14 protein-coding genes are annotated in these 12,287 nt (G+C 28.9%); 8 read left to right on the plus strand and 6 right to left on the minus strand.

All coding sequences use genetic code 11. The features are described 5' to 3' along the window. Nucleotide 1: 1 nt before the first annotated feature. From Q0731_RS06720 to Q0731_RS06735, 4 genes are all read right to left on the minus strand, one after another. The gene (locus Q0731_RS06720; protein WP_299061685.1) at nucleotides 2-547 is read right to left on the minus strand and encodes a YceI family protein; all 546 of its coding nucleotides are present in this window, start codon (nucleotides 545-547) and stop codon (nucleotides 2-4) included. Between the two features lie 12 nt (nucleotides 548-559). Beyond that, nucleotides 560-973: a hypothetical protein gene (locus Q0731_RS06725; RefSeq protein WP_299061688.1), complete on the minus strand. Its 414-nt coding sequence runs from the start codon at nucleotides 971-973 to the stop codon at nucleotides 560-562. 10 nt (nucleotides 974-983) lie between these two features. Next, nucleotides 984-1,382, minus strand: coding sequence for a hypothetical protein (locus tag Q0731_RS06730; RefSeq protein WP_299061691.1), 399 nt, complete (start codon nucleotides 1,380-1,382; stop codon nucleotides 984-986). Nucleotides 1,383-1,523: 141 nt separating this feature from the next. Next, nucleotides 1,524-2,621: a LytTR family DNA-binding domain-containing protein gene (locus Q0731_RS06735; RefSeq protein WP_299061696.1), complete on the minus strand. Its 1,098-nt coding sequence runs from the start codon at nucleotides 2,619-2,621 to the stop codon at nucleotides 1,524-1,526. A gap of 150 nt (nucleotides 2,622-2,771) precedes the next feature. On the opposite strand from Q0731_RS06735, the gene Q0731_RS06740 reads away from it, so the two are divergent. The 3 genes from Q0731_RS06740 to Q0731_RS06750 are packed head-to-tail and all read left to right on the plus strand — an operon-like array spanning nucleotide 2,772 to nucleotide 4,609. Further along, the gene (locus tag Q0731_RS06740; RefSeq protein WP_299061699.1) at nucleotides 2,772-3,209 is read left to right on the plus strand and encodes a hypothetical protein; all 438 of its coding nucleotides are present in this window, start codon (nucleotides 2,772-2,774) and stop codon (nucleotides 3,207-3,209) included. Then, nucleotides 3,202-3,747: a YceI family protein gene (locus tag Q0731_RS06745; RefSeq protein ID WP_299061702.1), complete on the plus strand. Its 546-nt coding sequence runs from the start codon at nucleotides 3,202-3,204 to the stop codon at nucleotides 3,745-3,747. Before Q0731_RS06740 ends, Q0731_RS06745 begins: the two co-directional genes overlap by 8 nt. Continuing rightward, on the plus strand, nucleotides 3,737-4,609 hold the full coding sequence (locus Q0731_RS06750) for a DUF5777 family beta-barrel protein (RefSeq protein WP_299061704.1): 873 nt from the start codon (nucleotides 3,737-3,739) through the stop codon (nucleotides 4,607-4,609). Before Q0731_RS06745 ends, Q0731_RS06750 begins: the two co-directional genes overlap by 11 nt. A 96-nt stretch (nucleotides 4,610-4,705) precedes the next feature. Here the strand turns inward: Q0731_RS06750 and Q0731_RS06755 are convergent, their stop codons facing one another. Both Q0731_RS06755 and Q0731_RS06760 read right to left on the minus strand, forming a co-directional pair. Beyond that, the gene (locus Q0731_RS06755) at nucleotides 4,706-5,746 is read right to left on the minus strand and encodes an RluA family pseudouridine synthase (RefSeq protein WP_299061706.1); all 1,041 of its coding nucleotides are present in this window, start codon (nucleotides 5,744-5,746) and stop codon (nucleotides 4,706-4,708) included. Nucleotides 5,747-5,844: 98 nt separating this feature from the next. Continuing rightward, on the minus strand, nucleotides 5,845-6,402 hold the full coding sequence (locus Q0731_RS06760) for a PASTA domain-containing protein (RefSeq protein ID WP_299061708.1): 558 nt from the start codon (nucleotides 6,400-6,402) through the stop codon (nucleotides 5,845-5,847). A 93-nt stretch (nucleotides 6,403-6,495) separates the two neighbouring features. On the opposite strand from Q0731_RS06760, the gene Q0731_RS06765 reads away from it, so the two are divergent. The 5 genes from Q0731_RS06765 (at nucleotide 6,496) to Q0731_RS06785 (ending at nucleotide 12,286) form a co-directional block, all read left to right on the plus strand. After that, on the plus strand, nucleotides 6,496-7,470 hold the full coding sequence (locus Q0731_RS06765; RefSeq protein WP_299061711.1) for a D-alanine--D-alanine ligase: 975 nt from the start codon (nucleotides 6,496-6,498) through the stop codon (nucleotides 7,468-7,470). 165 nt (nucleotides 7,471-7,635) lie between these two features. After that, the gene (gene coaD / locus Q0731_RS06770) at nucleotides 7,636-8,094 is read left to right on the plus strand and encodes a pantetheine-phosphate adenylyltransferase (protein WP_299061714.1); all 459 of its coding nucleotides are present in this window, start codon (nucleotides 7,636-7,638) and stop codon (nucleotides 8,092-8,094) included. 90 nt (nucleotides 8,095-8,184) lie between these two features. Then, nucleotides 8,185-9,303, plus strand: coding sequence for a lactonase family protein (locus Q0731_RS06775; protein ID WP_299061717.1), 1,119 nt, complete (start codon nucleotides 8,185-8,187; stop codon nucleotides 9,301-9,303). Nucleotides 9,304-9,602: 299 nt separating this feature from the next. Beyond that, nucleotides 9,603-10,076 (plus strand): (2Fe-2S)-binding protein, encoded by a 474-nt coding sequence (locus Q0731_RS06780; RefSeq protein ID WP_299061720.1) that lies wholly within the window; start codon nucleotides 9,603-9,605, stop codon nucleotides 10,074-10,076. Then, on the plus strand, nucleotides 10,073-12,286 hold the full coding sequence (locus Q0731_RS06785; RefSeq protein ID WP_299061723.1) for a molybdopterin cofactor-binding domain-containing protein: 2,214 nt from the start codon (nucleotides 10,073-10,075) through the stop codon (nucleotides 12,284-12,286). The genes Q0731_RS06780 and Q0731_RS06785 overlap by 4 nt, the downstream gene beginning before the upstream one ends. Nucleotide 12,287 lies beyond the last annotated feature (1 nt).

Raw genomic sequence — 12,287 nt, forward strand, 5'->3', positions numbered from 1 at the left:
TTTACTTTTTATAAATTTCATGATTAAAATTAAAACTCACTTTAATACTCTTTGCTATATTGTCTTTTACAACTGATGGAATTTCAATATCAAAATCTACTAAATTGATAAAAAATTCTCCTGTCATTTTAAGTACATCATCTTTTTTAGCAGTCATTGCTTCAATAGTAATTTCTTTTGTTTTACCATGAATTGTTAAATTACCTTTAACTTTTATTTTAGTTTTTGAAGTTGATATGTTTTCAAAATCTAAAATAGAACCTTTAAAAGTTGCTTTTGGGTATTTGTCTGATTCTACATAATTTTCATTAAAATGCTCTTGCATCAATGCTTTTTCAAATAGAAAAGATTTCATTAAAATAGAAATGGCCATTTGTCCGTTAGAAACATCAACAATACTTAAAACTTGATTGTTTTTTGCTTCAATGTTTTCCATTGGCGATTCTGAAAAGAAAGTAATTGTTCCTTTTTTAGTTAAATACCGATCTTGTGCATTGGTAAACGATGCTAAAAAAAGACAGATTAATAATGCATATATAGTTTTCATTTTGTTTAGTTTTTAATTAACAATAACACTTTTTACTAGAATTACATCCATTAAAAAACCTGTACAGATTCCTTTTAAAGTGAGTTCTTGACCTTCTTTTATTGTTAAGTTGGTAGATTGTTCTGGCGTTAAATGGCAAATAACGCTTCCAAAATCGTCATTAGTTTCTAAGGTAACAATACCTTTTCCATTTTCTTTTTCCACTTTAGCAACCACACCTTTTACTTGTACTATTTTATCTAAGTATTTTGTATTTGCTGTTGTTTCATCCGAAGAAAAATTAGCTAAAATTTTGTTGGCAGTAATGGTAATATCTGCACTTTCACTAGCAACATTAACGTGTGGTTTATTGTACATTTTATAGCCTATAAAAGCACCAACAACAGCTAAAATTAATAACAATATAATAATTTTTCTAATTTTCATACCTTTAATTTTAGTTATCTAAAGCTCCTTCATTTACCCAGTTTACAATAAAATCCATTTGTGCTTGTGGTAAAGGGCCATTTTGTGGCATTGTGCCTGCTGCAACTCTTATTTTTACTCTATTTGCTCTTACTTTTACATTTGCAAAACCCTCTAAATTTGGAAATTGACCTCCACTTTGAGAATGACAAGTAGTACATTTGGCATCTATAATTGGTTTTACATTTGTTCTAAAAGATACTTTTGCAATAGGCTGTTCTTGTTCTTCATCTTTAACATTATCTTCTCCTTTTACTTCTATTTTATCTACTTCATCTAATTCTTCTTCAACATTAGAAGTACATGCTGTAAAAAAAGAAACTAATAAGATTAATAAAAATAGATTTTTGAAATTCAATAAATTGTTCATGTTTTTTTGTTTTAAAATTAATAATGTAAAGTAACTCATTTAAAGACTCTTACAACTCATTTAATTCGCTTAAAGGGAAAAAACATCCTTAAAAAGGAAAAAAAGAATTTAAATAATTATCTGTTATATAAAATTTAAGGTTTAAATGTTTAACCATTGTTTAAATTCTGCTGCTTTATTTTTACTGATAATAATTTCTTCGGATGTTTTAGATTGTAACAAAATTTTAAGTTGACTATTTCCATATTTTATAATTTTATCAATAGCTGTAATACTAATAATAAATTGTCTGTTGGCTCTAAAAAATAAAGTAGCATCAAAATTTGCAATGATATCATCTAAACTTGAGTTTGTTGTAGCTCTTTTACCATCAAAAGAAACCACATAAGTAATTGTGTTTTCTGTATAAACATATGCAATATCTTTTATAGGCATTGGCACTAACTCGTTTCTAACATAAGTTAAAATTCTTGTTTTTGATGTTTCTGTGTTTTCCTCTAAAGGTTTTTGTGCAGCAACTTCTACTACTTTTTCTTTATAAGAAACCAAATCTGTATTTAATTTAGATAAATTAATTACCTCAGAGGCTAAATTTGTATTCTTTAATTCTAATTGTTTTTCATAAGCACTGCCTATAAACCTAACTGCTAAGAAAGACAAGCCAATTACTAAAATACCCATAATTAAAAAGATTAGATAAAAATTTCTTTTTAAAACACTCATTTGTGAATAAATACTATTAATATTTACATTGGCAGCAACTATTAAATCGGCATTTTTTATGGGGGAAATGTGAATTATCTCAAATAGATTTTGATTTTCTGAAATATTTTTTCTGTTAACCAACAAATCGTACAAATCGTCTGAATTGTTTTTCTCTTTTAATGATGATAATAAAGTTTGATTAGAATTTACTGGCTGACCAACCTTAGTAATATCTGGATGACATACTTCTTTACCTCCCCAATTAATAACGCTAATAAACCAAGTATCGCTCTTAGAAACTGAAATTACTTTTTGAATATTTTTTACAATGGCTTCTTTTTTTATTTCTGATGCAAGCTGAAAATTTATCAATTCAGCAATTTCATTAGCTTCTCTTTTACTAGATTCTACTTGAACTTCTATTAATTGGTTGGCACTAGCTCTAATAAAATACTGAGAAGCTACAGAAGCAATTAATAAAAAAATAATAGCAATTGATAAGAAAGTTAAAAAGTAGAGTTTGTCTTTTTTCATGTTTAATTTTAAAAATTTAAATATACTATTAATCTTTTTCTTTTTCAGGGTGATTTTTCCGCTTTAAACCTTATTTTTCCGCTTTGTAAACTATTGTACCTATTATAATGCTTACTTTTCGTTTTTTTACTCTAGTTTATAATTATATTTATGCATAAAAAAACAACTTTTTCTGTTTTTTTAATTGTTCTTTTGCTGGTATTAAGTGGTTATTTATTTATAGTCCCTTATTTTAAAAAAACTAACAAAAACTTACAGTTAATTAAATCTGAAGCATCAATAAACTCAAAAGAACTAATAGATGCTTATCTTTTAGACGAAGAAAACACAAATACATTATATGCTGGAAAAATTATTGAAGTTACTGGTTTTGTTAAAGAAGTAACTTTTTTAAATAACAGAAATACAGTATTATTGTACAGTAAAAATAAAACTTCAGGTATTATTTGTGATGTCCATCCAAATCAAATTGAAAAAATAAAAAAATTAAAAAAACATCAAAAAATAGTTGTCAAAGGTATTTGCAAAGGTTTTTTAAAAGATGTTATATTGTTAAACTGTTACATAGATTTAAAACTAAATGAATAAAATTTTAACGCCCTTTTTAGTCTTTTTTTTACTTACGAGTTTTACAGAAGATAAAAACCAATTTATAGCAAGACAAGGTCAAGTATCCTTTTTTTCTTATGCTTCTATGGAAAACATTGAAGCTAAAAATAATCAAGTTTTAAGTATTTTAGATCTTAAAAACAAAAAAATTGCAATTAGTATGTTAATGCGTGCTTTTGTGTTTAAAAAAGATTTAATGTACGAGCATTTTAATGAAAGTTATGTTGAGTCTGACATATATCCTAAAGCTACTTTTGAAGGCGATATTATAAATTTTGACGCCTCTTTAAAAGAGCAAACCAAAATGATAAAAGGCAAGTTAACAATACATGGCATAACAAAAGAAATTGAAATAAAAACAACCATAGAAAAAAAGGAAAACAAGTACGTACTTTTTGGAGAAGCCAATGTATTTGTAAAAGATTTTGATATTAAAATTCCGCCAATTTTAGCTAGCAATATTGCTCAAATGATTACTATTAAATTTAGATTTCAATACCAATCTTATGAAGAATAAAAAAACACATCAACTATTAATAGTCTTGTTTTTGATTGTAAATTGTTCTATCAATGCACAAGATTTATTAGAAAAATTAAATCAAGAGTTTCCTGATACACCCGTGTATGAAATTGCCACTTTTAAAACCACTAGAATTGGCTTGGGGCATTCTATAGAAACCCGTAAAAAAGGAGCTTTACAAATATCTCTTTACAATAGGTATTGGAATTTTCCAACACCAAGAAGCGAACGTTTTTTAGCCGATAAAGTAAGCTCTCGTTATGGTTTAGAATATGCCTTTTCAGATAACTTTACAGCAGGTTTAGGGTACACAAATTTTGATGAAATTTCTGATGGTTTTTTAAAATATCGACTTTTAAAACAACAGAAAAACAATAAAAAACGATATGTAAGTATTACTCTGGTTCAGGGTTTTTCTCATAGAACAAATCTAGCAAATAAAGATCAATTTGCTTTTACAAGTCAGGCTTTGATTGCCAGAAAAATAAATCGTGATTTTTCTTTACAAATTAGTCCAACCTTTATTCACAAACAAGCTACACTAGCAGATATTGACCCAAAGAGTCAATTTGCTATTGGTTTTGGTGGTAGGCACAAAATTGGGGGTCATACTGCTATTGTTTCTGAATACTATTATGTTGCAAACCCCTTAAAATCTATAGATACCTACAATGCTTTTATGGTAGGTTTAAATTGGGAGGTTGGAGATTTAATGGTACAATTGCAAGTAACAAATGCACGTAATTTTGCAGAAGATACCTTTATTACACAAACTGCTCACAATTTTAATTTTAAAGACCCAAACTTACATTTTGGCTTTAATGTTACTTTTCTTTTACATACAAATAAAAAAAAATGAAATAAGTTTTTAAATAGAAAGTAATCGTTTATCCTAAAAAAAAAGTGATTTAGTCTGTATCTAAATCACTTTTTTTTATTTTTTTTTAGAAATCAGTTATTCTACCTCCACATCTTTAGAGTTTTCAGAATATGTTCTCCATTTTTCTAAACAAGCTGTAATATCTTTAGGCACATCAGAATTAAACTGCATAAACTCGCCAGTTGTTGGGTGTGTAAAACCTAATGTTTTTGCATGTAAAGCTTGTCTTGGCAATACTTTAAAACAATTTTGCACAAATTGCTTGTATTTGGTAAAGGTTGTGCCTTTTAAAATATCATCACCTCCATAACGTTCATCATTAAATAATGTATGCCCAATATGTTTAAAATGTGCTCTAATTTGGTGTGTTCTACCTGTTTCTAATTTACACTGCACTAAAGTTACATAGGTTAAACGTTCTAAAACTTTGTAGTGTGTAACAGCGTGTTTTCCAAAATCTCCATCAGGAAAAACAGACATTTGCAAACGATTTTTTAAACTACGTCCAATATTTCCTTCAATTGTACCCTCATCTTCATCAACATTACCCCAAACTAAAGCATAATACAAACGTTCTGTAGTTCTGTCAAAAAACTGTTTAGATAAATGAGCTAATGCAAATTCGGTTTTTGCAACAACTAATAAACCACTGGTATCTTTATCTATTCTATGTACCAAACCTGGTCTTTCATTAGAGTTTGTTGGTAAATTTTCTATATGGTAAATTAAACCATTAACCAACGTACCAGAATAATTGCCATGACCTGGATGCACTACCATTCCTGCTGGTTTATTTACAACAATTACAGCAGCATCTTCATAAACAATATCTATCGGAATATCTTCTGCTACCAATAAGTTTTCTGCTGGTGGATAAGACAAAACAACCCTTACAACATCATTTGGTTTTACTTTATGATTCGATTTAACAGCAACATCATTTACCAAAACATTACCTGCTTTAGCTGCTTGTTGCACCTTGTTTCTAGTTGCATTTTCTACAAAATTCATCAAAAATTTATCAACTCTTAAAGGTTCTTGCCCTTCACTTGCAGTAAATCTATGATGTTCATATAAATCGTCGTTTTCTATATCTTTTGGTTGGTTTTCTTGCATTTTCTATGTTTAATGGCAAATGTAGGAGTAGTAAGTTGCTTTTTAAACGCTACAACTAGTTACTAAAACTGATAATTAATACTGATAACTGAAAAAAATTAGTTTCCTTTTCCATCTCCTAAAACCAAATCTACAATTGAGTTTAAGGGTAATTTATCTCCTTTATTTAATATCGTGTTTTTAAAACGTAATCCACGTACAACATCTTTACCAATATCATTTACATAGGTAAAATTTGTACCAATATTAAAACCAATAGATCTTAAATGAGAGGTTGCTTGTCTTTTTGTTTTTCCGTTTAAATCTGGTACAGAAACGTCTCTATATTTAGACGGATTTAAAGTCAAATAAATTTTACGTTTTTCTTTTACAAAATCTCCTTCTTCTGGAGACTGATCTATCACTGATTTTTTTGGATAATTAGGATTGTAACTAGCACTATCAATTACCTTAAAATCTAAATTTAATTCTTGTAACTTTTCTGCAACCTTTTTTAAAGACATTTTATGTAAATTGGGTACTTGAATTTTCTGATCGTGGTTTGTAGAATACCCTAACCAATATTTTAGAGCAAAAACAACCACCAATAAACCGATGATTGCAATTACAATTTGTTTAAAAAAGGACTTACTTTTTAGAAACTGAAAAAAATTCATTTTTTTTATTTTAAGAACACACAAATATATAAAAACTAAACGTTGCTATTTCTATAAATATTTTGATAAATTTGTTTTTACATATTTAATCAAATGAAGAAAAACATTGCAATTATTATGGGTGGTTATTCATCCGAAATAAATATATCAATTAAAAGCGGAAATGTAGTTTACAACCATTTAAATAAAGAAAAATACCATTCTTATAGAGTGCTTATTTTAAAAGAAAAATGGGTAGTATTAGATGCTAATAACAATGAGTACTCAATTGATAAAAATGATTTTTCTTTTATTTTAGAGGATAAAAAAATAAAATTTGATTGTGTTTTTAATGCAATTCATGGAGCTCCTGGAGAAAACGGAATGTTATTAGCCTATTTTAACCTCATCAATTTAAAACATACTTCTGCCCCATTTTATCAAATGGCATTGACTTTTAATAAAAGAGATACTTTAAGTGTTGTAAAAGAATATGGAGTTAAAACAGCTATTTCAATTTATTTAAATGAGGGAGATAAAATTGATGTAGATAAAATTATTACTAAAGTTGGCTTACCTTGTTTTATAAAACCAAACAACGCTGGTTCTAGCTATGGAATTTCTAAAGCACATACAAAAGAAGATATTATTCCTGCTCTAGAAAAAGCCTATAAAGAAGATTCAGAAATATTAATAGAATCTTTTTTAGATGGTCCAGAAGTTTCTGTTGGTGTTATTCAGTATCAAGGAGAAACCATCGTTTTACCAATTACAGAAATTGTAACAGAAAATGATTTCTTTGATTATGAAGCAAAATATGAAGGAAAATCTGAAGAAATAACACCAGCCAGAATTTCATCCGAAGAAAAAAAGAAAATAGAAACAATTGCTAAAAAAGTATATTCAATATTAAATATGTCTGGTTTTTCTAGATCAGAATACATTTTGGTAAAGGGAGAGCCTCATTTTTTAGAAATGAATACTGTGCCAGGTTTAACAGAAGAAAGTATTTTGCCACAACAAGCTAAAGAAGCAGGTATTTCTTTGGAAGAATTATTTGATAATGCTATTGAAACTGCTCTTGGTTAGAAACAGTATATATACTTTATGGTTTTAAAACAAGATTTTTTTGAAACAAGCAACAAGAAAATCATATGTATGCTTTTGAAACAGTAAACAAGATATGTTTTGTATATTGTAAAAACTATAATTATTAGTGGTTCATTAATCAAAAACATCTAAAAAACACAAACAATGAAAAAAGCCATTTTTCCAGGATCATTTGACCCACTAACCAAAGGTCATTTTGATATTATATCTAGAGGTGTAACTTTATTTGATGAACTAATAATTGCAATTGGTGTAAACTCTAGTAAAAAATACATGTTTTCTTTAGAAGAACGTATTCAATTTATTGAAAATTCTTTTAAAGACAATCCTAAAATAAAAGTGGTTTCTTACAAAGGCTTAACTGTAGATTTTTGTATCAAAAATAATGTTGAATTTATTTTAAGAGGTTTAAGAAATCCGGCAGATTTTGAATTTGAAAAAGCAATTGCACACACTAACAGAGATTTAGCACCCATTGAAACAGTATTTTTACTAACAGCAGCAAGTACTTCTTACATTTCTTCTTCAATTGTAAGAGAGGTTATTAGAAATAATGGAGATTACACAAAATTAGTCCCAAAAAGTGTGAGAGTTAAAGAATAATTTGCCCTATTTTAACTAAAATAAAGTTATTACAATCAGTAACCAAAAATAAAATCAGTTTAAAACTACTTATTTTTAAATAATAAAATTATGAAAAACCTACCCTATTTTTTAATCTTATTGGTAGTTTGGAGCTGCAAAACAAAACAAGAAAAACAGAGTAAAACTGTAAAAAAAAATTCGATGAACTCCTCTTTCTATGTTGGAACTTACACTAAAAAAGATTCAAAAGGAATCTATAAATATCAGCTTTCATCCGAAGGAAAACTAACAAAAATTGGTTTGGCTGTAGAAACAATAAACCCAACTTTTCTTGTAAAATCTAATGATAAAAAAACGCTGTTTGCTATTGGAGAAACTGATAAAAACGGAAATGGACTTATAAAATCTTTTAAAATTGAAAAAGATTCTTTATCACTCATTAGTGTAGAAAAAACAGGTGGTCCTGGTCCTTGTTTTGTTACCATTAATAAAGATAATTATCTAGTGGCTGCAAATTACAGAGGTGGCAACGTAGGTTTGTTAAAAACAGACACTTCTGGTAACTTATCTAAACTATTAAACGTACAACAACACATTGGTAAAGGAACCACTGAAAGACAAGAGGCTGCACATGCACATTCAGCTTGGTTTCATCCCACTAAAAAAGAACTTATTTCTGTAGATTTAGGAACAAACGAATTATGGTTTTCTTCTATTATTGATGATAAACTCGTTTTAAATACACAACAAAAATTAAAAATGGCTGAAGGTGCTGGCCCTAGGCATTTAACATTTCATCCAAATAACAAATGGATGTATGTTTTAAATGAATTAAACAATACTGTATCATTGGTAAAAGAAAAAAATAACGAATATTTTGTTGAAAATTCAATTGCTACTTTACCAAAAGATTTTACAAGTTTTAGCAAAGCAGCAGATATTCATATCTCTAAAGATGGTTTATTTTTATATGCTTCTAATCGTGGACACGAATCCATTGCTATTTTTGAAGTAAACCCAGAAAATGGATCTTTAAAAACAGTTGGTTATGAATCTGTTTTAGGTAAACATCCTCGTAATTTTTCTTTATCGCCAAATGATGATTTTCTAATCGTTGCCAATCAAAATACCGATAATATTATTTCTTTTAAGCGAGATGAAAAAACAGGTAAATTAACTTTTGTTGATGAAATTGCTGCACCAATGCCTGTTTGTATATTATTTTAAGATTGTTTCACAAAGGTTCACAGAGAAATTAGGAGATTCCTAGAGATAAATTCTCTAATTTGTTTAGAGGTTTAAACATTTAATAGAGTTGTAATCGTGTATTTTTTTTTACATCGTTTGTCATTTAGACAGTAAGAGAGATCACATACAATTGATTCGTTTTTTGTTAACACTGTTATAAAACTTCTGTTGATTGAAGCAACAACACATTAGTAAAACTATGTTTTTACCTAACCAAAACTTTTAACCAACTTTTACAATTCTAAAAATCAAATTCTTTGTAACTTGTAGTTTTTAAAATGCTACCTGTGAATATAAATTTATCAATCAACGGAAAATTACATCAAATTGAAGCCCAAGAAAACATGCCACTTCTATGGGTAATTAGAGATATTATTGGCTTAACAGGTACAAAATTTGGTTGTGGAGTTAGCCAATGTGGTGCTTGTTCTGTTTTAATTGATGGACAACTCACAAAATCTTGTAGCTATCTAGTTTCTAGTGCTATTGGCAAAGAAATTTTTACAATTGAAGGAACTTCTAAAAACTTAGAATTTTTAAGAAAAGCTTGGAATGATGGCAATGTTCCTCAATGTGGTTATTGTCAATCTGGTCAATTAATCGCAGCAACTTCACTACTCAACTCAATAGAAAACCCAACAGATAAAGATATTGATGATGCTATGAGTAACAACATTTGCAGATGTGGCACGTATACAAGAATTAAAAAAGCCATACATAAAGCTGTAGCACTTAAAAACGAAACTTTATGAGCAAAATAGCAAAAATAAATAGAAGAGATTTTGTAAAACTATTTGGTTTAGCTTCTAGTGGAATTATGCTAGGTTGTAATATTTCTTCTGATAAAAAAGATTTTATTCCACAAGTGGATGGAACTTTTACTCCCAATTTATTTGTACAGATAAAAAAAGATGGAAACATTATTATAATAGCTTCTCGTTCTGAAATGGGTCAAGGAATTAGAACCTCTTTAGCCTCTGCAATAGCAGATGAATTAGAAGCAGATTGGCAATACATTACTGTAAAACAAGCCATTGGTCATGAAAAATATGGCAATCAAAATACCGATGGATCTAGAAGTGTAAGAACCAGATTAGAACCGATGCGAAAAATGGGTGCTATTGCAAAAATGATGTTGATTACTGCTGCTGCCAAAAAATGGAATATTAAAGAAATAGATTGTAAAGCAGAAAACCATTTTATCATCAATAAAAATACAAAAGAGAAAATTTTCTTTGGCGATTTGGTAGAAAGTGCTGCATTGTTAAAAATTCCTTCGGATGAAAACATTAACCTAAAAAAAGTTGAAGATTTTAAATTTATTGGTAAAACCTTAAAAAGTGTCGATTTACACGATTTTACCCACGGAAAAGCAATCTATGGAATTGATGTAAAAATTCCGAATATGAAATATGCAGCCATTGCAAGATGCCCTGTAGCTTTTGGATCAGTAAAAAAATACACTAAAAATAAAGCCGAAAAAGTTGCTGATGTAACAGATATTTTTGATTTAGAAAGACTAAAACCTCCAACAGGTAAATTCTTTGGTATGTTTGGTGGTGTTGCAGTAATTGCAAACAATACTTGGGCTGCTTTTCAAGGAAAATTAGCATTAAATATTGAATGGAATAATGGCGAAAATGAATCTTTTAATACTGAAGAATTTAAAAAAATACTCGAAGAAAGAGTGCATAAAAAAGGAAAATTAGTTCCTGGAAGTCGTGGTAATGTTAATGCTGCTTTTAAAAATGCAGAGAAAATAGTTGAAGCAACCTATCATGTTCCGTTTTTAGTGCATGCTCCTATGGAAGTGCCAAACGCAACTGCATATTATCAAAAAAACAATATAGAAGTTTGGGCACCTGTGCAAGATCCACAAACTGCAAGAGCAGAATTAGCTCATTTTTTTGAAATCCCAATAGAAAACATTACAGTAAACGTTACTTTTTTAGGCGGAGGATTTGGACGAAAATCAAAATCTGATTTTGTAGTAGAGGCTGTTGCCATTTCTAAAAAAATAAATGCACCTGTACAAGTAGTTTGGACGCGAGAAGATGATATACAACATAGTTTTTACCATGCAACAAGTGCTCAATATTTAAAAGGTGGCATCGATAAAAACGGACAAGTAACAAGTTGGTTGCAAAGAGTTGGTTTCCCATCTATTGTATCTTCTTTTAAACCCATTTCAGATTATGCCTCTGGTTTCGAACTTGGGCAAGGCTTTACCAGCAATCCCTATCAATTCCATAATTTTAGATTAGAAAACGTAAAAGCAGAAGCCAATTTAAGAATTGGTTGGTTGCGTTCTGTAGTTCATATTCATAGTGCTTTTGGCAATAATTGTTTTATTGATGAATTGGCTTTTGCTGCCAAAAAAGACCCTATTCAATTTCATTTAGAGTTGCTAGGGAAAGATAGAATTGTAACAGGAAAATCTAAATTTCCATACAATTCTGCAAGAATGAAAAAGGTATTGAAAAATACTGCTACAAATGCAAATTGGGGTAAAAAGCTACCAGAAAATCATGGTTTAGGTGTTGCCATACATTATAGTTTTTATAGTTATGTAGCTACTATTGTAGAAGTTTCTGTACTACATAAAAAAGTAAAAGTAGAAAACATCTGGACAACAATTGATTGTGGTTTGGCTTTAAATAAAGACAATATTAAAAACCAATTGGAAGGTGCTGCCATTTTTGGAATGTCTATTGCTTTGTATGGAAAAATTTCTACAAAAGAAGGTGCAGTAGAGCAACACAACTTTTTCGATTACCAAATGACACGCATGAAAAACGCTCCTAAAATTCATATTGATATTTTAGATAAAATGCACGAACCTCCAACTGGTGTTGGAGAACCTGGTGTGCCTGTAATTGCTCCTGCAATTTGCAATGCTATTTTTAATGCTACTAGCACACGTGCTAGAAGTTTGCCTTTGGTGGGTTTTGGGTTGGTTTAAA

It is taken from the genome of uncultured Polaribacter sp. (genome assembly GCF_947497695.1).
In the GTDB taxonomy this organism is placed as follows: domain Bacteria; phylum Bacteroidota; class Bacteroidia; order Flavobacteriales; family Flavobacteriaceae; genus Polaribacter.